The 20,706-nt window shown below is 70.4% G+C and carries 20 protein-coding genes, 1 tRNA gene, 1 other RNA gene and 1 pseudogene; 7 read left to right on the top strand and 16 right to left on the bottom strand.

Annotation, left to right across the window (positions count from 1 at the left end):
* The 12 genes and pseudogenes from murD to sppA form a co-directional block, all read right to left on the bottom strand.
* Positions 1 to 177 (bottom strand): annotated as a pseudogene (murD, locus tag VEA62_RS13835) (UDP-N-acetylmuramoyl-L-alanine--D-glutamate ligase); the annotation flags it as partial.
* Positions 178 to 181: 4 nt separating this feature from the next.
* Positions 182 to 1,291, bottom strand: coding sequence for a phospho-N-acetylmuramoyl-pentapeptide-transferase (gene mraY, locus VEA62_RS13830; RefSeq protein ID WP_324822835.1), 1,110 nt, complete (start codon positions 1,289 to 1,291; stop codon positions 182 to 184).
* Positions 1,291 to 2,685 (bottom strand): UDP-N-acetylmuramoyl-tripeptide--D-alanyl-D-alanine ligase, encoded by a 1,395-nt coding sequence (locus tag VEA62_RS13825; protein ID WP_324822833.1) that lies wholly within the window; start codon positions 2,683 to 2,685, stop codon positions 1,291 to 1,293. Before VEA62_RS13825 ends, mraY begins: the two co-directional genes overlap by 1 nt.
* Positions 2,678 to 4,147: a UDP-N-acetylmuramoyl-L-alanyl-D-glutamate--2,6-diaminopimelate ligase gene (locus VEA62_RS13820; RefSeq protein WP_324822831.1), complete on the bottom strand. Its 1,470-nt coding sequence runs from the start codon at positions 4,145 to 4,147 to the stop codon at positions 2,678 to 2,680. The genes VEA62_RS13825 and VEA62_RS13820 overlap by 8 nt, the downstream gene beginning before the upstream one ends.
* Positions 4,144 to 5,886 carry a penicillin-binding protein 2 gene (locus tag VEA62_RS13815; RefSeq protein WP_324822828.1) on the bottom strand — a complete coding sequence of 581 codons (1,743 nt, stop codon included), beginning with the start codon at positions 5,884 to 5,886 and terminating at the stop codon, positions 4,144 to 4,146. The genes VEA62_RS13820 and VEA62_RS13815 overlap by 4 nt, the downstream gene beginning before the upstream one ends.
* Positions 5,883 to 6,299, bottom strand: a complete 417-nt coding sequence (gene ftsL / locus VEA62_RS13810) for a cell division protein FtsL (RefSeq protein ID WP_324822826.1) — start codon at positions 6,297 to 6,299, stop codon at positions 5,883 to 5,885. The genes VEA62_RS13815 and ftsL overlap by 4 nt, the downstream gene beginning before the upstream one ends.
* Positions 6,296 to 7,246: a 16S rRNA (cytosine(1402)-N(4))-methyltransferase RsmH gene (gene rsmH / locus VEA62_RS13805; protein WP_324822824.1), complete on the bottom strand. Its 951-nt coding sequence runs from the start codon at positions 7,244 to 7,246 to the stop codon at positions 6,296 to 6,298. The genes ftsL and rsmH overlap by 4 nt, the downstream gene beginning before the upstream one ends.
* Complete coding sequence (locus VEA62_RS13800; protein WP_324777316.1) at positions 7,243 to 7,728, bottom strand: division/cell wall cluster transcriptional repressor MraZ; 486 nt, start codon at positions 7,726 to 7,728, stop codon at positions 7,243 to 7,245. Before VEA62_RS13800 ends, rsmH begins: the two co-directional genes overlap by 4 nt.
* 318 nt (positions 7,729 to 8,046) lie before the next feature.
* Positions 8,047 to 8,457, bottom strand: an RNA gene (gene rnpB / locus VEA62_RS13795) — RNase P RNA component class A.
* 39 nt (positions 8,458 to 8,496) lie between these two features.
* On the bottom strand, positions 8,497 to 9,258 hold the full coding sequence (locus VEA62_RS13790) for an N-acetylmuramoyl-L-alanine amidase (RefSeq protein WP_324822822.1): 762 nt from the start codon (positions 9,256 to 9,258) through the stop codon (positions 8,497 to 8,499).
* The gene (locus VEA62_RS13785) at positions 9,259 to 9,582 is read right to left on the bottom strand and encodes a hypothetical protein (RefSeq protein WP_324822820.1); all 324 of its coding nucleotides are present in this window, start codon (positions 9,580 to 9,582) and stop codon (positions 9,259 to 9,261) included.
* 109 nt (positions 9,583 to 9,691) lie between these two features.
* Positions 9,692 to 11,470 carry a signal peptide peptidase SppA gene (gene sppA, locus VEA62_RS13780; protein ID WP_324822818.1) on the bottom strand — a complete coding sequence of 593 codons (1,779 nt, stop codon included), beginning with the start codon at positions 11,468 to 11,470 and terminating at the stop codon, positions 9,692 to 9,694.
* A gap of 219 nt (positions 11,471 to 11,689) precedes the next feature.
* Between sppA and panD the strand changes: the two genes are divergently transcribed.
* Positions 11,690 to 12,046: an aspartate 1-decarboxylase gene (panD, locus tag VEA62_RS13775; protein ID WP_324822839.1), complete on the top strand. Its 357-nt coding sequence runs from the start codon at positions 11,690 to 11,692 to the stop codon at positions 12,044 to 12,046.
* A gap of 44 nt (positions 12,047 to 12,090) precedes the next feature.
* Complete coding sequence (locus VEA62_RS13770) at positions 12,091 to 12,360, top strand: hypothetical protein (RefSeq protein ID WP_324822816.1); 270 nt, start codon at positions 12,091 to 12,093, stop codon at positions 12,358 to 12,360.
* Between the two features lie 56 nt (positions 12,361 to 12,416).
* Here the strand turns inward: VEA62_RS13770 and VEA62_RS13765 are convergent, their stop codons facing one another.
* Complete coding sequence (locus tag VEA62_RS13765; protein WP_324822814.1) at positions 12,417 to 13,223, bottom strand: SIMPL domain-containing protein; 807 nt, start codon at positions 13,221 to 13,223, stop codon at positions 12,417 to 12,419.
* 212 nt (positions 13,224 to 13,435) lie between these two features.
* Between VEA62_RS13765 and VEA62_RS13760 the strand changes: the two genes are divergently transcribed.
* Positions 13,436 to 13,508, top strand: a tRNA-Ile gene (locus tag VEA62_RS13760).
* Between the two features lie 51 nt (positions 13,509 to 13,559).
* Here the strand turns inward: VEA62_RS13760 and VEA62_RS13755 are convergent.
* The 3 genes from VEA62_RS13755 to VEA62_RS13745 all read right to left on the bottom strand — a co-directional run bounded on the left by VEA62_RS13755 (position 13,560) and on the right by VEA62_RS13745 (position 17,413).
* Positions 13,560 to 14,279 (bottom strand): outer membrane protein, encoded by a 720-nt coding sequence (locus tag VEA62_RS13755; RefSeq protein WP_324822812.1) that lies wholly within the window; start codon positions 14,277 to 14,279, stop codon positions 13,560 to 13,562.
* A 143-nt stretch (positions 14,280 to 14,422) separates the two neighbouring features.
* Positions 14,423 to 15,916 carry a hypothetical protein gene (locus VEA62_RS13750; protein WP_324822810.1) on the bottom strand — a complete coding sequence of 498 codons (1,494 nt, stop codon included), beginning with the start codon at positions 15,914 to 15,916 and terminating at the stop codon, positions 14,423 to 14,425.
* A 15-nt stretch (positions 15,917 to 15,931) separates the two neighbouring features.
* A complete protein-coding gene (locus VEA62_RS13745; RefSeq protein WP_324822808.1) occupies positions 15,932 to 17,413 on the bottom strand; it encodes a tetratricopeptide repeat protein in 1,482 nt (493 codons plus the stop codon).
* 266 nt (positions 17,414 to 17,679) lie between these two features.
* Here VEA62_RS13745 and VEA62_RS13740 point away from each other — a divergent pair, with 266 nt between their 5' ends.
* Genes VEA62_RS13740 through VEA62_RS13725 form a run of 4 tightly spaced genes read left to right on the top strand, consistent with a single transcriptional unit; the run spans position 17,680 to position 20,650 of the window.
* A complete protein-coding gene (locus VEA62_RS13740) occupies positions 17,680 to 18,174 on the top strand; it encodes a GAF domain-containing protein (RefSeq protein ID WP_324822806.1) in 495 nt (164 codons plus the stop codon).
* 21 nt (positions 18,175 to 18,195) lie between these two features.
* Complete coding sequence (locus tag VEA62_RS13735) at positions 18,196 to 19,122, top strand: ROK family protein (RefSeq protein ID WP_324822804.1); 927 nt, start codon at positions 18,196 to 18,198, stop codon at positions 19,120 to 19,122.
* Complete coding sequence (locus tag VEA62_RS13730) at positions 19,119 to 19,793, top strand: SDR family NAD(P)-dependent oxidoreductase (protein ID WP_324822802.1); 675 nt, start codon at positions 19,119 to 19,121, stop codon at positions 19,791 to 19,793. Before VEA62_RS13735 ends, VEA62_RS13730 begins: the two co-directional genes overlap by 4 nt.
* On the top strand, positions 19,793 to 20,650 hold the full coding sequence (locus VEA62_RS13725; RefSeq protein WP_324822800.1) for a CoA ester lyase: 858 nt from the start codon (positions 19,793 to 19,795) through the stop codon (positions 20,648 to 20,650). Before VEA62_RS13730 ends, VEA62_RS13725 begins: the two co-directional genes overlap by 1 nt.
* The last annotated feature ends 56 nt before the right edge of the window (positions 20,651 to 20,706 follow it).

The raw sequence follows: 20,706 nt of genomic DNA, 5'->3' as shown, positions 1-20,706 counted from the left end.
GGTGAGGTCCTCGACCGCGAACCCTTCCGCCTCCGCCTGCATGCGGCTGGAGACGCTGTCGTCCCACAGCACCGGCGACGCTCCGCCGGCCTTGAGGGCGCGCGCGGCCGTCAGTCCCGACCTGCCGAGGCCGAAGACCGCGATCCGCCGCCCTTCGAAGCCGGGGACGGGGATCATGGCGCTATCGCAGCTTCAGCGTGGCCAGACCGGCGAGAGCCAGCATGGCCGAGACGATCCAGAAGCGGATCACCACCGTCGATTCCGGCCAGCCCATCTTCTCGAAATGGTGGTGGATCGGCGCCATCAGGAAGATGCGCTTCTTCGTGGCCTTGAAGTAGGCGACCTGGATCATCACCGAGGCCGCCTCGATCACGAACAGGCCGCCGACGATGCCGAGCACCAGCTCGTGCTTGGTGGCCACGGCGATGGCGCCGAGCGCGCCGCCGAGGGCCAGCGAACCGGTGTCGCCCATGAAGATCTTGGCCGGCGGGGCGTTGTACCAGAGGAATCCGACGCCGCCGCCGATGATGGCGGCGCAGAAGATGGCCAGTTCGCCGGAGCCGGGCACATGGTGGACGCCGAGATAGTCGGAGAAGATGAAGTTGCCGACGAGGTAGCTAATGATGCCGAACGCCGCCGCCGCCATCATCACCGGCACGATGGCCAGGCCGTCCAGCCCGTCGGTCAGGTTCACCGCATTGGAGAAGCCGACCAGGGTGAAGGCGGCGAACAGGACATAGAACCAGCCGACGTTGAGCAGGACGGCCTTGAAGAAGGGGAAGGCGATCGAGGTCTCGAGGTTGGGCGAGGTCGGGGACTGGGTCATCCACAGGACGGTCAGCACGCCGGCGATGACCGAGACGATCACCTGGGCGACCAGCTTCTGCTTCGAGGTCAGGCCGGCGGAGGTCTGTTTCGACACCTTGGCGTAGTCGTCGATGAAGCCCAGCACGCCGAAGGCGGCGGTCACGAAGCTGACGATCCAGATGTAGGGGTTGGTCAGGTCGCCCCATAGCAGCACGGCCACGGCGATGCCCGCCAGGATCATCAGCCCGCCCATGGTCGGGGTGCCGACCTTGGACAGGTGAGAGACGGGGCCGTCGGAGCGGATCGGCTGGCCCTTGCCCTGCTTGACCCGCATCCAGGCGATGAAGCGGCTGCCCATGGCTACGGCCACGATCATGGCCGTAGCCATGGAGAGGGCGACGCGCACGGTCTGGTACTGGACCAGATTGAGCAGGGGATAGTCCTGCGCGATGTCGGCGTAGTGAAGGTAGAGCAAATAAAACATCAGGCGGCCCCTCCCAGGGCAGCAAGGGCCTTCGCGACCAGCGAGGCCTTCGAGCCGTTCGATCCCTTGACCATGACGATGTCCCCCGGCGCAACCAGTTCGGCGGCCTCGGCGGCGAGTTCGGCGGCGGTCTCGCGCCACAGGCCGCGGCGTTCCGGCGGCAGGACGTCGTGGAGCCGCTTCATCTCCGGTCCGGCGGTGTGGACCAGGTCGAGCCCGGCGGCCGTGATCGGCCCGGCCAGGCCTTCATGCAGGGCGCGGGACTGGTCGCCCAGCTCCAGCATGTCGGTCAGGACCACGATCCGGCGCGCGCCTGCGCCCACCGGCTTGGCGCCGAGGCTGCGGAAGCCGGCGGCCATCGACAGCGGGTTGGCGTTGTAGCTCTCGTCGATGAGGGTGAAGGCACCGCCCGGCGCCCTGACGACCATCGTCTGGCCCCGACCGGCCAGCGGTTCGAACTCAGCCAGGGCGGCGAGGCCCGTCTCCAGCGGCACGTCCAGCCCATCCAGCATCAGCAGTACGCAAAGGCTGTTCAGGCCCCAGTGGAAGCCGGACTGGCGCAGGGTGAACTCCAGCGGCTTGCCAAACAGCTCGGCCCTGACCCGCGCGCCCTCGGGACCGGGCTGAAAATCCAGCAGACGGGCGTCATGGCCCGGGTCGGCGCCGAAGGTGACCCGCCGGGCCCCGGCCTTGCGGGCGGCGGCGTCCAGCACCGCCGCGAAGCCGATGTCGCCATTCAGCACCGCGACGCCGCCTGGCGCCAAGCCCTCGAAGATGGCGGCCTTTTCGGCCGCCACGCCCGCCTCCCCTTCGGCAAAGGCCTCGATGTGCACGGGGCCGACGGTGGTTACGCAGGCCGCGTGGGGCCGCACCATCTTCGACAGGGGCGCGATCTCGCCCGGCGCGTTCATGCCGATCTCGAACACGGCGCGGGCAGTCGAGCGCGGCATCCGCGCGAGGGTCAGCGGCACACCGATGTGGTTGTTGTAGCTCTTGATCGAGGCGTGGGCGGGCCCGGCCAGGTCCAGCCCGGCCTTTATGGCCTGGGTCACGCTGGTCTTGCCGACGGAACCGGTGACGGCGCCCCTGCGTGGGCAGCGCTCGCGAGCGGCGACGCCGAGAGCCTCCAGCGCCCGCAGGGTGTCCGGGACCACGACCGAAGGACCGCCCTCGACGGGGTGTTCGGTGATGGCCCCTGCGGCGCCGGCGGCGAAGGCGGAGGCGGCGAACTCGTGCCCGTCGCGCGCGCCCTTCAGCGCCAGGAACAGGTCGCCGGGCACGATCTCGCGACTGTTGTAGGTGATCCCCGCGACCTCGAAGGGCGCGCCGGCCAGCCTGCCGCCGGTAGCGGCCTCGATCTCGGCGGAGGTCCAGAGGGGAGCGGTCTCAGGCATGGATACGCAGGGCTTCGGCGGCTTCGGTGGCGTCGTCGAACGGGTGTGTCACACCGCCGACGATCTGTCCCTGCTCATGCCCTTTTCCGGCGACGACCACCACATCCCCGTCACGCATCTGTGCGATGGCGTGGCGGATGGCGGCCCGGCGGTCGCCGATCTCCTGCGCGTCAGGGCAGCCCTCACGCACGGCGCGCCGGATGGCGGCCGGGTCTTCGGAGCGCGGGTTGTCGTCGGTGACGATGGCCACGTCGGCCAGCCGCCCGGCGATCTCGCCCATTATCGGCCGCTTGGCGCGATCACGGTCTCCGCCGGCTCCGAACACCACGATCAGCCGGCCTGTCGCATGCGGACGCAGCGCCTTCAGCACCGTCTCCAGCCCGTCGGGCGTATGGGCGTAGTCGACATAGACCTCGCCCCGGCCCGGGCCCGGGATACGCTGCAGCCGGCCCTGCGCACCGGTGATCTTCTCGAGGCCGGCCAGCACCCGCTCGGGCGTCTCGCCGGCGGCGATGCACAGGCCGGCGGCGACAAGAGCGTTCGAGGCCTGGAAGGCGCCGGCCAGCGGCAGCAGCACCTCGTGCAGGGTCCCGCGCACGTCCAGCGTCAGCCGCTGGCCCTCGGGCACGGCGACGCGGCCGACCAGGGTCAGGTCCCGGCCGCGCTCGCCCACGCCCATGACGCCGAGGCCGGACATGATCGAGGCCGCGGCGAAGCTGGAGTAGGCATCGGAGTCGGCGTTCAGCACCGCCGTCCGCCCACGCGGCAGCAGGGTCTCGAACAGGCGCAGCTTGGCGGCGCGATAGGACTCCATGTCGCCATGGTAGTCGAGGTGGTCCTGGGTCAGGTTGGTGAAGGCCGCCGCCTTCAGCGTGACGCCGTCCAGCCGGCGCTGGTCGATGCCGTGCGACGAGGCCTCCAGCGCCAGATGGGTCACCCCCCGGGCGGCCAGTTCGGCCAGCAGGCGGGCGGCGTCGGCGGCGTCGGGGCTGGTCAGGCCCGGCCCGGTCAACGCCTGGTTAACGTTACCCGTCTGTTTCAAAACTCCGAGCGTGCCCATGCTCGCGGCGGACAGCCCGAGCGAGGCCCAGATCTGGCGGCAGAAGGCGGCCACCGAGGTCTTGCCGTTGGTGCCGGTTATGGCGACGCAGGTGGCGGGCTGGCGGCCATAGAAGCTGCGCGCGGCGATGGCGTAGCTGCGCCGCACATCGCCCGAGGTGACCAGCACGGGGGCCAGGGCCGCATCGGTGTCGGCCGGGGCGAGCACCGCCGCCGCGCCCTGGGACAGGGCTTGCGGGATAAAGGCGCGGCCGTCGGCGGCGCTGCCGGGCAGGGCCACGAACAGGCTCCCGGGCGCGACCTTGCGGCTGTCGGCGGTGACGCCCGTGATGACGGGATCGGCCGGCACCTCCCGGCGGAGCAGGTCCGACAGCTTCACCGCGGCGGGCTGGACGGCGCTCATCGCCCATCCCCCTCAACATCCTCGAAGGCGGGGATCTTCTCGCCGAGCGCGGTGCGGTACGGGTCAGCGCGACGCTGCACGCCCAGGAAGGGCGCGATGCGGTCCGCGATCCGGCCCACGGCCGGGGCCGCCACGAAACCGCCGGTGCGGGGATAGGTCCCCGGCTCGTCGATCAGGATCAGGATCGAGTAGCGCCGCGCATTGACCGGGCCGTCGGCCGGGAAGACCGCGGCGAAGGTGCCGACGGCGTGGGTCGGATCGTAGCGGCCATTGACCAGCTTGTTGGCTGAACCGGTCTTGCCGCCGACGCGCAGCCCCGGCGCCTCGGCCCGGCCGCCCGATCCGCGCACGACGTTGCGGCGCAGCAGGTCGAGAAGGGTCAGGGAGGTCTGGGGGCTCACCACCTGGCGGGCCTCGGCGCCCGGGAGCCCGCCCTTGCGCAGGGTCAGGGGAATGTAGCGGCCGCCGTTGGTCAGCGCGCCCATGGCGGCCGACATCTGCAGCGGCGTGATCATGATGCCGTAGCCGAACGAAAGCGAGGCGAGGGTCGAGTCGTCCCACTTGGTCGGGCGGCGGGGGCGGGCCGACTCGTGCAGCTCGATGGGCGCGGCGTCGAGCAGGCCGAAGCGGGTGAAATAGTCCCGCATGGTGGCCGGGCCCATCTCGACCGCGAGACGCGAGGTGCCGATGTTGGACGAGTGAAGGTAGACCTCCTCCAGCGTCAGCACCTGGTTGGTGGCGTGGAAGTCGGTGATGCGGCGGTTGCCGATCATGAAGGCCTGGGAAGCGTCGAACAGGGTGTTCATGTCGGCCCGGCCGGTGTCGAGGCCGGCGGCGACGGTGAAGGTCTTGAACACCGAGCCCATCTCGTAGTGGGCCGAGGTGGCGCGGTTCAGCCTGTCGGTCGTCGGCCAGCTGGCCATGCCGAGGATTTCGCCGGTCTGGACGTCGGTGATGATGCCGACCGCGCCCTTGGCCTGGCTCTCGGCGACGGCGAGGGCCAGTTCGTTCTCGAGCACGCCCTGGACGCGGAGGTCGATCGACAGCGGGAAGCTTTCGCCGCGCGCCCCGGCGTCGCGGATCTCCTGGTTGAAGGCCAGTTCCGCGCCGGTGATGCCTTGCCCGCCGGTGTCGGTGACGCCCAGCACGTGGGTGGCCGAGGCGCCCAGCGGATAGACCCGGCGGTCTTCCGGCTCGAAGGTGACGCCGCCCAGGGCCAGGGCATGCACGGCGGCCCGTTCGCCCGGCGTGAGGCCGGTCATGACGATCAGCCGCCGGTCGCCCGACAGCACGCGGTTCAGCTTGGCCATCGATACGCGCGGGAGGGCCCGCTTGATCTGCACGGCAGCGGCGCGCCGGTCCCAGACCTCGGCCGGATCGATGTAGAGGCCGTAGTGGACGATATTGGTGGCCAGCAAGGCGCCGTTGCGGTCGACCACGTCGGCGCGCGACACGGCGTTCGGATGGCCGATCGAGCCGACGCCGCCCCTCGGGGCCAGCAGGGCGGCATTGGCGGCGCCCAGCGCAAGGCAGACGAACACCGCCGAGAACAGCATCAGGATGACGAAGATGCGAACCCGGGTGTCCTCTTCGGGGCGCGCGTCGGCCCGGGCGCGGCCAAAGGAATGCTCGATCCGCCACATGGCTTCGGACAGCCAGCGCCACGACGGCAGGGGCACACCGCCTGGCCGCCCGGGGGCGGGGCGCTCCCAGGCGTGCGGATCGTCGTGCACGCTCATTGCGCGACCTCCGCAGCGGGACCGGCGACGGGCGCAGCGGCGGCAGGAACAGTCGGCGAGACGATGACCACCGGCTCCGGCTCGGGGACCGGAGCCAGTTCGGGCAGGCTCGCTTCCGTCGCCTGGCGATGAACGTCGACCGGGGCGAGCCCGGCCGCCCGCGACAAGGCCTCGAGCCGGCCGGGCTGTTCCAGCCGGGCGGCTTCGGCGCGCAGCAGGCGCACGCGTTGACCGTTCTCCGTGATCTGCCGCTCGAGGCTGGCGATGCGGGCGCTCTCGCTCGCCGCGGCGGCCTTGGCCAGATAGACGGAAAAGATCATCGCCCCGACCAGCATCAGGCCGATGATCTCGACCCAGCGGACGCCGCGGAGCTTCCAGTCGAACACGCGCCTGACGGTCCGGAGGGCGCTCATGCGGCGATCCTCCCCCAGGCCGGGGCGTCGGTGCGGACGGCGGCGCGCAGCCTGGCCGAGCGGGCCCGCGGATTGGCGGCGCGCTCCTCGTCGCCGGCCTCGCGCGCACCCTTGAAGCGCAGGGTGAAGCTGGGCTTGCGCGGGTCGATGGCGACGGGCGCGTGGCGCGATCCGGCCGGGGCGTTGCCGGTGCGCTCGGTCAGGAACGCCTTGACGATGCGGTCCTCCAGCGAATGGAAGGTGACCACCGCCAGCCGGCCGCCCGGAGACAGGGTCGCCTCGGCCGCCTCCAGCCCGGCGCGAAGTTCGCCCAGCTCGTCGTTGACCGCGATGCGCAGCGCCTGGAACACGCGGGTGGCCGGATGGATCGGGGCGCCGCGGCGGCCGCCCAGCGCCTTCTCGACCACCTCGGCCAGATCGAGGGTGCGGGTGAACGGCTTCTCGGCCCGGCGGCGGAGGATGGCAGTGGCGACGCGACCCGACTGACGCTCGTCGCCATAAAGCTTGAAGATGTGGGCAAGCGGCCCGTGATCCCAGCCGTTGACGATGTCGGCGGCGGTCTCGCCCTCGCCGCCCATCCGCATATCGAGCGGCCCGTCGCGCATGAAGGAGAAGCCCCGCTCGGCCTGATCCAGCTGCATCGACGACACGCCGATGTCGAACACGACCCCGTCCAGTCGCGCCTCGCCGCTGTCAGCGAAGGCCTGGGCCAGACCGGAGAAGGGGGTGCGGATCAGACGGAATTTGCCGGGAAAGTCGTTGGCCACGGCGTCGGCGTAGGGCTGGACGGTCGGGTCCCGGTCGAGCGCGATGACGGCGGCGCCGGTCGCCAGGATGGCGCGGGTGTAGCCGCCGGCGCCGAAGGTGGCGTCGATGATCACGTCACCCGGTTTCGGATCGAGCGCTTCGAGCACCTCGGCGAGCAGGACGGGGGCATGCGGGCTCATGCACCCTCCCCGCCCGGGCGGCGGCCGGCCAGCAGGGCCTTGCGCCCGGCCTCGCCGCGCTCGCGCACGGCCTGACGAGCCAGCGCCCGGCGCTCGTCGCGGCGGGCGTTCCAGCGAGCGCGGTCCCAGATCTGGAAGCGCGAGCCGAGACCGACGATGACCACGTCCTCGCCCAGGCCGGCGTCCTGGCACAGGTGTTCCGGCAGGGTGATGCGGCCGCCGCCGTCGTAGGCCAGCGGACGTTGCCCGGCGTAGAAGGTCTCCTCCAGCGCCGTGCGCACGTCGTCGCCGAACGGCAACTCCTCGATCATCGAGACGTATTCGGCCATCAGCTTGTCGCCGCCGGCCTCGAGACAGTCGGACTCGATCGAGAAGAAGCAGAAGACGCCGTGCTCGGCGCCGTTGTCGGCCGTGCGGAACTCCTGCGGGATCAGCAGGCGGCGCTTGCCGTCCAGTTGTTTCTCATAGGTCGAGAGAAACACGCCCTGCCCCAACTCGGACCCTTCGATCCGCCCCTCTGCGTCATGGGCGCATCCCCGCGCCCGCCGAACCCCAACTCAGGGATATGGGATAGCATGGGATCAAATGGGCCTCAATGGGATTAGTTGACGGAAGTTAACCTCGACCGTGGCCTCGAACGCTGTAGAAACAGGAACATACATAGAACACCAGAAGTATTGACAGGCTGTGGACTATTGTGGCGCCGCAACAGGTTAACGCCGCCCTGCCCGACGCGCCGGGGCGCAGCCGGCCGCAAGCAGTAAGCGCCCGCGGCGCGAACGGCAGGCCCCGAAAGAAAAAGGGTCAGACGGCCTGTAAGCCGGGTTCTGTTCCGTCCGAGGACGGCGACGATCATTCCTCTGGACCGGCCATTGCTGACCGGTTCTCGCGACCTACCCGGACGCCTCGGGCGGTGAACCCTGCGGGCGAGCCCGCGCGACGTCCCTATTCGGTCTTGCTCCAGGCGGGGCTTGCCATGCCGTCCCTGTTGCCAGGCACGCGGTGGGCTCTTACCCCACCCTTTCACCCTTACCGGCCTCGCAAGGCCGGAGGTTTGCTTTCTGTGGCGCTATCCCTCGGGTCGCCCCGGGCGGAAGTTATCCGCCGCCTCTTCACCGTGGAGCCCGGACTTTCCTCGCTCCTTCGCCAGGGCTCCGGAGCGCAGGCGCTGCGTAGCTCTAGCGGAGAAGCGCGACCGCCCGGCCGTCTGACGGCCGGTAGATGGGCGCGGCGGGCGGCCAGGTCAAATTCTAGTTCAGTACGCCGGTCGTGCTCTCGGCGGTGGCCAGTTGCAGCACGCCCATCAGCGTGGCCCGGGTCTCGCCGTCGGCGACGCCGTCCACCTGCCCAGGCCGCCAGTGGCGCTGGAAGGCCTCGACAGTCAGGCGGGTGGCCTCATCGTAGTCGCCGCCGGGCTGGAGACCGTAGCCGAGCCGGTGGAGACCGGCGCGCAGGACGATGACGCCCAGCCCCTCGTCCCCGACGCCCAGAGGCGCGCCGAGGGCGTCGATGCGCTCCGGCGCCGGTTCGAACCACAGGCCGTGGCCGACGGAGGCGAGCCGCTTCCACGGGAAGCGTTCGCCCGGATCCTGCTTGCGCTCGGGGGCCAGATCCGAGTGGCCGATGATGCGGGCGTCGGGGATGGTCCAGCGCGTGCGAATGTCGCTGACCAGGCTGATCAGCGCATCAATCTGGGGTTCGGGGAAGTCGCGGTAGCCGAACTCGTGGCCGGGATTGACGATCTCGATCCCGATCGAGGCGGCGTTGCAGTCGGTCTCGCCCTGCCATGTCCCGCGCCCCGCGTGCCAGGCGCGATGCTCTTCGGCCACCAGCCGCAGGATCGAACCGTCCTCGTCGACGACGTAATGGGCCGAGACCTTCGCCTCCGCGTCGCGCAGCCGCGCGATGGCCCCTTCGGCGTCGGGCATGCCGGTGTAATGGAGGACCAGCATGTCGGGCGGGCCGCGCCGCCTGTCGAAATTCGGGGACGGCGCCTCCCGTACGACCAGCATCTAGCGGCCCGGACGCTCCCAGCCGTAGGCGACCCAGGCGCCGTCGACCTTGCGCGCCTCGATGACGTCGTCGCCGCGCCGACGGCGGCCGGACAGGGTGCGACGCGCGCGCAGGGCCAGGCCGGCGAGGAACACCAGGGCGCCCGCGAACACGGCGATCACCGCCACGGCGGCGGCGGCGAACACCGCCAGCACGGCGCCCACGGCCATCGCCGCCAAGGTCGCGACCAGACCGCCCAACCACATCACCGACGCGACCAGTCCGCTGGCGGCCCGCCCATTGGGCGAACCGGGGCCGAAGATCAGGCGGTCGGACTGGGTCATGGCTTTACCTCCGGGACGTTGCGAACAACGCCGAACTCCAAATGTCGGTCCATCGGGGTGAACGGTCAATGACCGGCCGCTTCACAGGCGAGTGTCCGATTGTCGCTGTTCAGTAGGGCTGGTCGGCCAGGACGGTGGAGCCCGAGGTCCGGGCCCGCTCGGTCCGGAGCTGACGGACGGCGGCCTCGGCCTGCGGGTCGTTCAGCACCCCGCCGATGCCGATCAGCACCCGCGCGGCCTCGCCCGAGACGCCGAAGGCCTCCGACAGGGCGGCGAACGGCGACTTCGCTTCCGGATACCGCTTGAACCGCACCGACTCCTCGGCCGGGATGCGGGCCAGCTGGCGGGCCTTGGCGATGGCTTCCTCCAGTCCGCCCAGCTGGTCGACGAGGCCGATGGACCGGGCCTGGGCGCCGGTCCAGACGCGGCCGCGGGCGATCTCGCGGACCCGGGCGGCGGGCAGGTTCCGGCCGCGCGCGACGCGAGCGATGAACTCCTCATAGGTGCGGTCGATCGAGGCCGCGAAGGCGGCGCGGTCGGCGGCCTCGAAGGGCTCGGACGGAGAGAAGGAGTCGGCGAAGTCGCCGCCGACACTCAGATTGCGCATGTCGATGCCGAAGCGGCCAAGCGCATCGGCCAGCACCAGCTTGCCGCCGAACACGCCGATCGAGCCGGTCAGGGTCGAGGGCTGGGCGACGATCCAGTTCGCTTCCGAACTGATCCAGTAACCACCGGAGGCGGCGTAGTCGCCCATCGAGATCACCACCGGCTTGCCGGCGGCCTTGGCCGCGCGCACCGCCGCCAGAATCTGTTCCGAGGCGTCCGGCGAGCCGCCGGGCGACGAGACACGGAAGACGATGGCCTTGACCGAGTCGTCCTCGATGGCGTCGTAGATGGCCTCGGCCAGATCGTCCGACATGATCGACGAGCCGCCGCCGAAGGGATCGGCGCCGCCCGTGCCGGTCAGGATGGCGCCCTCGCCGCCGACGATGGCGATGGCGTTGCGGCCGCTGCCGGCGCGCTCGCCCTTCGACGAGGCGTAGTCCCCGAACTCCATGATCTCGGCCCCGCGGCCAGCCCGGCGCTTGGCCTCGGCCTCGGCTTCCTCGACCTGGCCGATCTTGTCGATCAGGCGGCGCTGCAGCGCCTGCGCCGAGGAGTATGGGCCAGCCTCGATGGCGGCTCGCAGCGCCTGGGGCGTCACACGCCGGTCCTGGGCCGCATTGGCCAGGGCCGAGGTGTAGATGGAGGTCATCCAGGCGGACATCGCCTCGCGGTGAGCCGGCGTATAGTCGCTCTCGGTGAATTCGTTGACGGCGTTCTTGTACTCGTAGCGCTGCTCGAACTGGGCGTTGACGCCGTATTTCTCGAAGGCGCGGCCGAGGAAGATCGACTCGGTCGAGAATCCCGCCAGCTGGAAGCTGGAGGTGTTCTGCATCCACAGCTCCGAGGCCGAGGCCCCGAGCATGTAGCTGGAAACGGCGGTCCCGACCGGCTGGAAGCCTTGGGCATGGGCGATGACGACCTTGCCCGAACGGCGGAAGCGACGCACGGCCTGGCGAATCTCGTCGGCGGCCGCCGGGGTGATGCCGGCTTCCGGCAGGCGGAGCAGCAGCGCCTTGACCCGGTGGTCGTCCTCGGCCTGGGCGAGGGTGTCGACGATCTGCATGGTCGACAGGCCGCCGCCACCGAACACGGCGAACGGATTGGTCGGGGCCTGGTCGGTCACCCCCTCGCGCAGGTCCAGCTCCAGCACCGTGTTCGAGGGCGTCGGGGCCTTCGAACTCGCCGAACTGATCGCCATGGTGATCAGGATGAACGGCACCACGACGAGGAACAGGAACAAACCGGCGAAGACGCCGAGCATCGTCAGGAAGAACTGCTTCATGGAGAGGGTCAGGGTCCGGGGCGCGGGCCGGGCGCGGCCACCCCCGACCATAGGGCGGCAGGGTTTGCCGTCAAATGAACGTCCCGTAACGGGCGAATGCGCCGCACCATCCGTGCTGCGGCGCAACAGAGATGATTGATGGCGCGCCTGCTTGCCCCTATATCAGCAGCCTGCGAGCGGGGGCCGATCGCCCCGCGTCACATCCGGACCGCACTCCCCATGCTGGTCACCCTGATGAAGGCCAAGCTGCACCGCGCCACGGTGACCCAGGCCGACCTCGACTACGAAGGCTCGATCGCGATCGACGCCGACCTGCTGGACGCCGCAGGAATCTTCCCGCACGAGCAGGTCGACGTGCTGAACATCACCAACGGCCAGCGCTTCACCACCTACGCCATCGAGGCTCCGCGCGGCTCCCGCGTGATCGGCGTCAACGGCGCCGCCGCACGCCTGGTGCAGAAGAACGACAAGGTTATCGTCGTGACCTACGGCCAACTGCCCGAACAGGAAGCCCGCCAGTGGTCGCCGACCGTGGTGCTGCTCGACGATCGCAACGAGATCAAGCGCGCGGCTTGACGCCGGGCGCCGTCCGGCCTCTCCTCCCGGCGGGAGGACTTCCGATGCTCCGCACCATCCGCCTTCTCCGCTGGCCACTCCTTCTGGCGTACGCGGTCGCCGGGGCGCTGGCCCTGATGCTGGCGACGCCGAACGGCGGGGCCATCCTCGGTCAATCCGGGCTCACCTTTCTGCCAGCCAAGATTCTCGGCCTCCCGTGGAGCGCGCCGCTGTTCCTCTTCGACGACGGTCCCGTCACGGCGCTGGCGGTGGTCGGCATCTGCTATGGCCTGAACCTCGGCGTCCTGCTCATGGTCGCCCGCAGCGAGGACTGAGCACCCGGGCAGGAGGCGGCGAACGAGCGGATCGCCCGCCGCCCCGACCCGGCCGCCTAGCGATTCAGATCATACACGCCGGTGATGTCGATCCGCACGGTCAGCTGGCCGGCGGCCACCGGGGTCGAGCCTGCGTCCATGGCCATTTCGGCGCGGGCGAACATCGGTTGCGGCGGCTGGGGCGAATAGCCGCCGCCCTCGGTCAGCGAACGGATGCCGCCCAGCGGCACGCCCAGGGCCTGCGAATACAGCGCCGCCTTGGCCTGCAGATTGCGCACGGCGATCTGGCGCGCCTGGTTCTCGGCCGAGGTCGGATCCTTGAGGCCAAACGAGATGCCGTCGATCTGGTTGACGCCCGCGGCGACCACGGCGTCGGCGGTCGAGCCGACGGCGTCGAGGTCGTTGATGATCACCGTCACCCGGTTGTTGGCCTGATAGCCGCGCAGCCGGGGCGGCTCGTTCTGGACGTAGTCGTACTGGGCCGACAGGTTCAGGCCCGAGGTCTGGACGTCGCGCGCCTCGATGCCGGCGCGGCGCAGGGCGGCCATCACCTGGTTCATCCGCATGGCGTTCTGGCTCATGGCCTCAGCGGCGGTGGCGGCCTCGGTGACGACGCCGAAGGTGATGGCGGCCATGTCCGGCGCGGTCTTGACCTCGCCATAGGCCGACAGGTTCAGCGACGGGCGCTCGGTCACGGCCTGGATGGTCAGCGGGGCGCCGCCGCCCGGCTGGCTCTGGGCGAAGGCCGACGGGGCGGCGAGGGCGATGGCCGCCGCGGCCAGCATGCCTCCGCTCATCAGCAGGATGCGGTTCGACAGCGCCGGAAGCGCGACGGTGCGGGCGAGGGCGGCAGGGCGGTTCATGTCAGTAGTCTCCGTGAACGAGGGACGATCCATCCGGCGCCGATCCTGTCGGGCGTCCGTGGCTGAACCTTGGCCTTTAACGCCTGAACGGGCGTGCAGGCTCCACTGGCAGGAATCGTTCATCGCCATGACATCGGCGACAGATCGGCGCCGGGACCATGGCGCTTGGCAAGCCGCCACGCCGCCTGCTAGGCCACGAACGCGGCCACGGAGGGCGCGTAGCTCAATGGTTAGAGCCGACCGCTCATAACGGTCTGGTTGGGGGTTCGAGTCCCTCCGCGCCTACCGGCAGACTGGAGCGGCCCGGCGAGAGCCGGACCGCCCGCAATCCGTCAATCAGAACCGGTAGTTCAGACCGACCCGAACGACGTTGAAGGTCGTCTCGGCGTCAAGCGAAGCCGAGGCTCCACCGCCGGACGCCGTGATGATGTTGTAGTCGCCGAGGTCGACGTAGAGGTATTCCGACTTCAGCGTCAGGTTCTCGGCGAAGCGATATTCAACGCCGGCTCCCGCCGTCCACCCGGTCTGGCTCGACGAGACATCGCCAGCGGCGGTAAACACCGTCGAACCGCCGGACGTGAGCGTCGCGTCGTACTCACTGTTGACATCCCCGAAGGCGACGCCGGCGGTGACATAGGGCAGAAGCTTATCGCCATAGGCGTAGCCCAGACGGGCGCGCGCCGTGCCGAAGTATTCCACTTCCGACCCGACCTGCGCCTCCAGGGCGCCGCTGATGCCCCCCGCCGCCGCGCCATCGACAGCGAGACGGCCCTTCAGGTCCGAAACGTTCAGGTCGCCTTCCAGACCGAACACCCAGCGGTTGGAGAACTGCCAGTCATAGCCGATCTGGGCTCCGCCGACGAAACCGCTGGAGGTGAGGCTGGCCTCACCGTCGATCGTCAGGGGCGGGACGTCGGCCTCAAGGGGATAGGTGAACTTGTCGCCGGCCAAGCCGATATTCGCGCCGATGTGGGGGCCGGTCCAATCCTGGGCCGAGGCGGCTCCAGCCGCCCCGACGCCAAGAACGAGCACCGTCGCAAGGAGAATCTTCTTCATCGTGTCTTCCGTTCAGCAGTAGAAACGAAACAATCCGTTCCGCCCCTTGCTGTTAGGAAGCCCGCCGCGCCCAAACTTTGATCGGGATCAACCCCGCTGCGCTGACGCCCGATCGTGTGATTATTGCAACGCTCGCCGCAGGCCTAGCGGCCCCAGAAGCCGCCTCCGCCCCGGCTCCAGCGGTCTTCGCCGCGATAGCGCTCGTCGTAGACGTAGCGGCCGTCGCGGTCGTACCAGCCCTCGCCATTGCTGTAGCGGTCGTAGCCGTCGAGTGAATAGCCGTCGTCCTGGTACTCGAGGCCCAGCAGGCCGTCCTCGTCGTCCCACCAGGCGCGCGGATACGAGCCGAAGGCGCACTCCCAGCCGTCGCCCGGACGCCAGTAGGGCTCATAGCGGCCGCGGTAACGGTCGCGGAACTGCGGCCGGCAGACGTACTGCGAATACACGCGGTTGCCGCGGGCCTGCACGTTGGCGCGATCCTCGGCGTAGATTACCTCCCGCACGCCCGAGAAGACGTTGTTGACGACCACCGCGCTGCCGGAGGCGGCGGCGACGCCGACGGTGGCGGCGCGGATGCGGCTGTCCGCCAGGCGGAGCTCGCCGTTGTAGAGCACCACGCCCTTGTCGGAGCGGCCGACCCGGCTGTTGGCGATATCGACCGAGGCGCCTTCTATGGCGACGCCCTCGACGTAGCCGACGATGGCGGTGTTCTCGATCTCGACACGGCCGTAGTCGCGACCCGAGCGGACGATGATGCCGATCGAGCGCGGCCCGAAGGCGTTCGGCGCCCCGGTCCCCTTGAGGGTCGTCGAGGCGATCCTCGACGTCTGGCCCGGGCCGGGTATCACCTCCAGCCCCGACTGGGCTCCGGTCACGACCATTTCCCACGCGTTCAGCACCGCTCCGTCGGCCACGACGGCGGGGGCGATGGTCTGGGCCTCGATAATGGTGTTGCGGATGTCCAGCAGCCCGCCGTCGGCGTAGATCGCCGCCTCGTCCCCGGCGTGGCGGAAACCGACGCGGTTCATGACGATCTCGGCGCCGTAGCCGACCACGCAGGCGGCGTCGCCGGCGCGCGGCGAGGCGAAGACCATGTCGCGGATCTCGACCCGGACGCCCTGGGCCACGGTGATGCAGGGCAGACCGTCAGGAGCCTGGAGGGTCGGGTTGCCGGTGCGCGCCCAGTCGCGCGGGTCGAAGCCGCTCTCACCGATGATGGTCAGGGGCTTGTCGATGTTCAGCCAGCCGACGCAGGCGCCGGCGCGGGCCCGGATGACGAGCGTGCCGCCGGGCCGGACACGGCGCACCGCATCCTCGACCGCGCCCGTGCCGGGATTGCCGCCGCAGTCGACCAGCACGATCTCCTCCCCGCCCGGGCGGTAGTGGTCCCGATAATAGTCGGGACGGTGCCGACCGTAGTCGTAGCGCCGGTGATGCGAGCCGCGGCTGCGATAGCTGCGGGTCGGCGGGTCGAGCAGCAGGCCGAAATTGGGCCGCGTCTGGCTCTCGACCCTGGCGGCGACCTGGGCGTGGGCCGCGGGACCGTGGGACAAGGCGGCGCCCGCGATGACGGCGGCGATGACCGCGATCCCCGCGACCGTGCCGCGGATCCGACCGAAGGGGAAACGGGTCGACATGGGTCCACGCCCTCCTTAACGGCGCTGCTGCGAACGGGAGACCTGGGCCAGCACGGCCTGCAGGCGGGCGGCCGACGGGCCGAAGCCGGACAGGGCCGAATCGATGCGCAAGGCCACGGCCTGGGCCTTGTCCTGGTCCGCCACGCCGGAGACGCCGAGGGCGAAATAGCTCGACATGGCGAACTTGGCCTCGGGGCTGCCCTGGCGCGCCGCCTCGTCGAACCATTTGAAGGCGCGGGCGTAGTCGGCGGGCAGACCGATACCCTCGGCGTACATCACCGCCAGCACCAGTTGAGCCTCGGATGAGCCGTTGACGGCGGCCAACTGGATGGCGCGAACCCGCTCCAGCCAGGACAGCCGGCTCTCCATGGGATGACCGAGCATGGCTTCCAGGGTCTCGATCTGGCGCTTGGACAGGTCCTCTGGCCGGGCCGGCACGGTGTCGGTGATGCCGAGGTAGCGCAGGGCCCGCCCGACGTGGACGAACGGCAGCTCGGTTCCCATCCGGCTCAGGGCGTATTCATAGGCATCGCCGCGCGGCCGGCTCTCGTCCGAGAAGGGCACGCCCGAGGCCGGCGCCTCGTTCGGATAGAATTCGAAGGGCGGGGTCCACTGCCGGGCCTTGGCCTCGACGAAGCGGCTGTACTGGTCGCGGCTTGGCGCGGACTTCTCGAAGTCCTTCATCAGGACGTAGGCGCCCACGTCGCCGGTCTGCACGGCGAGATAGTTGTACAGATAGGCGTCCACGTCGTTGCGCGGGAAGAGGCTGGTCGCCGCCAGATAGCCCCGCCGGCGCCGGTCGCGCTCGGGCCCGCCGCCGCCGCGTCCCCACGCCTCGCGGGCCTCGCGGTTGTCTTCTGGCTCGCCGAACGGTCCGTAGAGGCCGTCATGCAGCCGGGCCAGGGTGCGGAAACCCTCGGCGTCCTGGGTCGACAGGATGTAGACGACGCGGTCGCGCACCGCCTCCTGCTCTTCACGGGTCATCTGGCCGAGTTGGCGGTCCAGCCGCTGGTACGCCGTGTGCCGCTCGAAGGCGCGGCAGTCGTCGTATTTCGAGAGCGGCCGCCAGCCGCCGAAGCCGCCGCGGTCGACCCGGTTGATCGGGGCGTAGCCCTCGTCGTTGGCCAGCGCCATGGCGTACCAGGTGGCGCTCTCGATCGGGTCCTCGATATTCTTGTCGGTGGCGCGAATGGCGGCGTAGCGAGACCCCAGCTCCAGCTGGGCGAAGAAATCTCCGCGGAAGGCGGCGCGGCGCAGGGCGCGCAGACCCGTCTCCTGGGCGTTGAACTCGGAACCGGTCAGGGAGGCCGGACGGGGACAGGCGTTGGAGTTCGCGTCGGCGCGTTGCCAGAAGCGGATGCCGCCGCCCCGGTCCCCGCACGACGCCATGCCGAACGCGGTCAGGGCCAGCACGCCCGCGATCGCCGCAATGGCGACGGGCCCACGCGACCGGTCGAACCGGCCGCGCTCGGTCTTGTTCGCCTCGCCGTGGCCCATGAACTCCTCGCACCCACTGGAGCGGGCGTCCCCCGGCTCGCCCGTTAAGCTTTGCGCAACCGGACAGTCCGGTCCAGTTAACTGTCTGTCAAGGTTAACGCCGTTTCGCGACAAAGCGTTGCCGCACCACGGCCATTTTGTGGCTGGCGAAAAGTTGTCCACGGGAATCAGCGGCTTGGGATTTCCCCTGAGAGGCGAATACCGGCACTCGCGCGCCGCCGCCGCCGCGCCTATATGGCCAGCCAGTCCCCCCGGAGCCTCCCCTGATGTCCTACGTCGCCCGTGACGATCGCCCCGCCGACAAGGCCGCCCGCTATGCCGAAGTCGAGGACGAAATCCTCGCGGTGCTGGATGGCGAGGCGAACGTGACGGCGCGAATGGCCACGGTCGCGTCCATGCTGGCAGACGCCTTTCCCACCTTCTTCTGGACCGGCTTCTACGTGGTCGACCCCGACAAGGCCGACGAGCTGGTGGTCGGGCCCTACCAGGGCACGCTCGGATGCCTGCGCATCGCCTTCGGCCGCGGCGTCTGCGGCACGGCGGCGCGGGACCGGGCGACGCAGATCGTCGAGGACGTCAACGCCTTTCCCGGCCATATCGCCTGCGACAGCCGCTCGGCCAGCGAGATCGTCGTGCCGGTGCATGACCGTTCCGGTCGCCTGATCGCGGTCCTCGATGTCGACGCCACGGAAATCGCCGCCTTCGACCAGGTGGATGCGGAGGCGCTGGAGCGGCTGATGGCCCGGGTGTTCGCCGCCTGATCATCTGCTAAGCCTCGTCCGATGCGGATCGGCATAGATTTCGGCGGCACCAAGATCGAGGCGGCGGTCGTCGGCGACGACGGCGCCTTTCTGACGCGACGCCGGGAGCCCAATCCCGGCGGCTACGACGCGGCCATCGAGACCGTCGCCCGGCTGATCGCGGCCGTGGAGGCCGAGACCGGCGCGAGCGGACCGGTCGGCGTGGCGGCGCCCGGCTCGGTGTCGCCGACCAGCGGCCTAATGCGCAACGCCAACTCGACCTGGCTGAACGGCCGCGCCTTTCCGCAGGATCTGGAGCGTGCGCTGGGGCGGCCGGTGCGGCTGGCCAACGACGCCAACTGCCTCGCCCTGTCGGAAGCGGTCGACGGCGCCGGCGCGGGCAAGCCCGTTGTCTTCGCCGTCATTGTCGGCACCGGCTGCGGCGGCGGAGTGGCGGTGAACGGCGCGATCATCGAGGGCGCCAATGGCGTGGCCGGGGAATGGGGGCACACCTCCCTGCCCTGGCCCTCGGCGGAGGAGGCGCCGGGCCCGGCCTGCTGGTGCGGGCTGCACGGTTGCCTGGAGACCTGGGTATCGGGCACCGGCCTGCAGCGGGACCATCGCGAGCGCAGCGGCCGATCGCTGACCGCCGAGGCGATCGTGGCGGCCGCCCGCGCGGGCGATACCGACGCCCGCCTGTCGCTGGACCTGTGCATCGACCGGTTGGGGCGGGCCCTCGCCATGGTCGTCAATCTGATCGATCCGGATGTCTTCATCCTCGGCGGCGGCCTGTCCAACGTCGACGAAATCTACGCCGCCCTGCCGCCGATCGTGGAGCGGTACGCCTTCACGGACGCCTGGCGCGGGGTGATCGCCCCCGCCCGCTGGGGTGATTCCACAGGCGTGCGCGGCGCCGCGCGCCTGTGGCCCGTTCCGTCCGCTTCATCAGACCAGGAGCCCTCCGAATGACCCGCACCATCGTCGTCACCGGAGGCCATGGGGTTCTGGGCCGCGCCGTCGTCGAGGCCGCCCTGTCCGACGGCCTGAACGTCGCCGTGATCGACCACGCCTCGGGCCTGCCCGTGCCGGAGGGCGTGCTGGAGCTGGGCGGCGTCGACCTGACCGACGCCGCGGCGGCGGAGCGGGCCATGGGCGCCGCGGCCGGGGCATTCGGCCGGCTCGACGCCCTGCTCAACATCGCCGGCGGCTTCGTCTGGCAGACGGTCGACGACGCGGAACCCGCCTGGGCGCGTATGTTCGCCCTGAACCTGACCACCGCCCTGAACGCCAGCCGCGCCGCCCTGCCCTGGCTGAAGCAGTCGATGGAGGGCCGCATCGTCAACGTCGGGGCCAACGCCGCCCTGAAAAGCGCCGCCGGCATGGGCGCCTACGCCGCGTCCAAGGCCGCCGTGCACCGTCTGACCGAAAGCCTGGCGGAGGAGCTGAAGCCCACGTCGGTCACCGTCAACGCCGTCCTGCCGTCGATCCTCGACACCGGTCAGAACCGCAAGGACATGCCCGAGGCTGATCCGGCGAAATGGGTCCAGCCTGCGGACCTCGCCCGCGTCATGCTGTTCCTCGCCTCGCCGGAGAGCCGCGCGATCACCGGAGCCCTGATCCCCGTCACGGGCCGAGTCTGATGCAGCTGGTCCGCTCCGTCCTCTACCTGCCGGCCAGCAATCCGCGGGCGATCGAGAAGGCGCGGAGCCTGAACTGCGATGCCGTGATTCTGGACCTGGAGGACGCGGTCGCTCCGGACGCCAAGGCCGACGCGCGACAGGCGGCTGTCGCCGCGCTGGCGGCCGGTGGCTTCGGCGCGCGGCTGGGCGTCCGCGTGAACGGGCTCGACACGGCCTGGGGTGCGGATGACCTCGCGGCCCTGTCCGGGCTGGAGCCGGATTTCGTCGTCGCGCCGAAGATCGAGAGCCCGGAAGCCGTGCGCGAGATCGCGGCCCGCCTGCCCGGCGGCGTAGCCCTGTGGATCATGGTCGAAACCCCGCTGTCGGTGTTGCGTCTCGACCAGATCGCCGGCGCCGGAGCCCCGCTGGCTGCGCTTATGCTCGGCATCAACGATTTCGGCGAGCGGATGAACCTCGTGATCGGCCCCGAACGCGAGCCGCTGAAGCCGTGGCTGGCGGCGGTCGTCGCCGCCGCGCGCGGGCACGGCCTGCTCGCCATAGACGGGGTGGTCAACGCCACCGACGACGCCGGCCGCCTTGAACTCGAGTGCCGCCAGGGCCGCGCCTTCGGCTTCGACGGCAAGAGCCTGATCCACCCGAGCCAGATCGCCGCCGCAAACGCCGCCTTCTCGCCCTCGCCGGAAGAGGTCGCGAAGGCGCGCGAGGTCGTGGCCGCCTTCGCCTCGGCGGAAGCGCAGGGCAAGGGGGCGATCCGGGTCGGCTACCGGATGGTGGAGCGCCTGCATCTCGAAGCGGCCCGCCGCCTGCTGGACCGCCACGCCGCCGCCTCGACGCCGCCGCGAGACGCGCCTATCTAGTCCGTCCAGAAACAAGACGGGCGACCTCGCGAAGCAGCGCGGAGGCGCACGCCGCC

This window comes from Brevundimonas sp., from assembly GCF_035627475.1.
Taxonomy (GTDB): Bacteria; Pseudomonadota; Alphaproteobacteria; order Caulobacterales; family Caulobacteraceae; genus Brevundimonas.
The sequence above is the reverse complement of the archived record's forward strand: the minus strand, read 5'-3'. Positions and strand labels throughout refer to the sequence as shown.

Coding starts and splice junctions, on each gene's coding strand:
- panD (WP_324822839.1), top strand. CDS start 11,690: ATGCTGGTCACCCTGATGAAGGCCAAGCTGCACCGCGCCACGGTGACC.
- VEA62_RS13785 (WP_324822820.1), bottom strand. CDS start 9,582: ATGACCCAGTCCGACCGCCTGATCTTCGGCCCCGGTTCGCCCAATGGG.
- VEA62_RS13815 (WP_324822828.1), bottom strand. CDS start 5,886: ATGAGCGTGCACGACGATCCGCACGCCTGGGAGCGCCCCGCCCCCGGG.
- VEA62_RS13735 (WP_324822804.1), top strand. CDS start 18,196: ATGCGGATCGGCATAGATTTCGGCGGCACCAAGATCGAGGCGGCGGTC.
- VEA62_RS13740 (WP_324822806.1), top strand. CDS start 17,680: ATGTCCTACGTCGCCCGTGACGATCGCCCCGCCGACAAGGCCGCCCGC.
- VEA62_RS13755 (WP_324822812.1), bottom strand. CDS start 14,279: ATGAAGAAGATTCTCCTTGCGACGGTGCTCGTTCTTGGCGTCGGGGCG.
- ftsL (WP_324822826.1), bottom strand. CDS start 6,299: ATGAGCGCCCTCCGGACCGTCAGGCGCGTGTTCGACTGGAAGCTCCGC.
- VEA62_RS13770 (WP_324822816.1), top strand. CDS start 12,091: ATGCTCCGCACCATCCGCCTTCTCCGCTGGCCACTCCTTCTGGCGTAC.
- mraY (WP_324822835.1), bottom strand. CDS start 1,291: ATGTTTTATTTGCTCTACCTTCACTACGCCGACATCGCGCAGGACTAT.
- VEA62_RS13825 (WP_324822833.1), bottom strand. CDS start 2,685: ATGCCTGAGACCGCTCCCCTCTGGACCTCCGCCGAGATCGAGGCCGCT.
- VEA62_RS13730 (WP_324822802.1), top strand. CDS start 19,119: ATGACCCGCACCATCGTCGTCACCGGAGGCCATGGGGTTCTGGGCCGC.
- VEA62_RS13790 (WP_324822822.1), bottom strand. CDS start 9,258: ATGCTGGTCGTACGGGAGGCGCCGTCCCCGAATTTCGACAGGCGGCGC.
- VEA62_RS13725 (WP_324822800.1), top strand. CDS start 19,793: ATGCAGCTGGTCCGCTCCGTCCTCTACCTGCCGGCCAGCAATCCGCGG.
- VEA62_RS13745 (WP_324822808.1), bottom strand. CDS start 17,413: ATGGGCCACGGCGAGGCGAACAAGACCGAGCGCGGCCGGTTCGACCGG.
- sppA (WP_324822818.1), bottom strand. CDS start 11,470: ATGAAGCAGTTCTTCCTGACGATGCTCGGCGTCTTCGCCGGTTTGTTC.
- VEA62_RS13750 (WP_324822810.1), bottom strand. CDS start 15,916: ATGTCGACCCGTTTCCCCTTCGGTCGGATCCGCGGCACGGTCGCGGGG.
- VEA62_RS13820 (WP_324822831.1), bottom strand. CDS start 4,147: ATGAGCGCCGTCCAGCCCGCCGCGGTGAAGCTGTCGGACCTGCTCCGC.
- rsmH (WP_324822824.1), bottom strand. CDS start 7,246: ATGAGCCCGCATGCCCCCGTCCTGCTCGCCGAGGTGCTCGAAGCGCTC.
- VEA62_RS13765 (WP_324822814.1), bottom strand. CDS start 13,223: ATGAACCGCCCTGCCGCCCTCGCCCGCACCGTCGCGCTTCCGGCGCTG.